1 rRNA gene is annotated in these 1237 nt (G+C 52.0%); it reads left to right on the plus strand.

The window, feature by feature from the left end:
• Positions 1-69: 69 nt before the first annotated feature.
• A 23S ribosomal RNA gene (locus ABLV64_RS05725) occupies positions 70-1237 on the plus strand; the annotation flags it as partial.

A 1237-nucleotide genomic window follows, 5' to 3' on the forward strand; every position in this document is an offset into this window, starting at 1 on the left:
TAATGTGTGTTCGAGTCTCTCAAATTTTCGCGACACGATGATGTTTTACGAAACATCTTCGGGTTGTGAGGTTAAGCGACTAAGCGTACACGGTGGATGCCCTGGCAGTCAGAGGCGATGAAGGACGTGCTAATCTGCGAAAAGCGTCGGTAAGGTGATATGAACCGTTATAACCGGCGATGTCCGAATGGGGAAACCCAGTGCAATTCGTTGCACTATCGTTAACTGAATACATAGGTTAACGAGGCGAACCGGGGGAACTGAAACATCTAAGTACCCCGAGGAAAAGAAATCAACCGAGATTCCCCCAGTAGCGGCGAGCGAACGGGGAGCAGCCCAGAGTCTGAATCAGCTTGTGTGTTAGTGGAACGGTCTGGAAAGTCCGACGGTACAGGGTGATAGTCCCGTACACCAAAATGCACAGGCTGTGAACTCGAAGAGTAGGGCGGGACACGTGGTATCCTGTCTGAATATGGGGGGACCATCCTCCAAGGCTAAATACTCCTGACTGACCGATAGTGAACCAGTACCGTGAGGGAAAGGCGAAAAGAACCCCGGCGAGGGGAGTGAAAAAGAACCTGAAACCGTGTACGTACAAGCAGTGGGAGCACCTTCGGGTGTGACTGCGTACCTTTTGTATAATGGGTCAGCGACTTATATTCTGTAGCAAGGTTAACCGTATAGGGGAGCCGCAGGGAAACCGAGTCTTAACTGGGCGTTAAGTTGCAGGGTATAGACCCGAAACCCGGTGATCTAGCCATGGGCAGGTTGAAGGTTGGGTAACACTAACTGGAGGACCGAACCGACTAATGTTGAAAAATTAGCGGATGACTTGTGGCTGGGGGTGAAAGGCCAATCAAACCGGGAGATAGCTGGTTCTCCCCGAAAGCTATTTAGGTAGCGCCTCGTGAACTCATCTTCGGGGGTAGAGCACTGTTTCGGCTAGGGGGTCATCCCGACTTACCAACCCGATGCAAACTACGAATACCGAAGAATGTTATCACGGGAGACACACGGCGGGTGCTAACGTCCGTCGTGAAGAGGGAAACAACCCAGACCGCCAGCTAAGGTCCCAAAGTCATGGTTAAGTGGGAAACGATGTGGGAAGGCACAGACAGCCAGGATGTTGGCTTAGAAGCAGCCATCATTTAAAGAAAGCGTAATAGCTCACTGGTCGAGTCGGCCTGCGCGGAAGATGTAACGGGGCTAAACCATGCACCGAAGCTGCGGCAGCGAC

It is taken from the genome of Klebsiella sp. JB_Kp031, assembly GCF_040064295.1.
Classification (GTDB): domain Bacteria; phylum Pseudomonadota; class Gammaproteobacteria; order Enterobacterales; family Enterobacteriaceae; genus Klebsiella; species Klebsiella quasipneumoniae.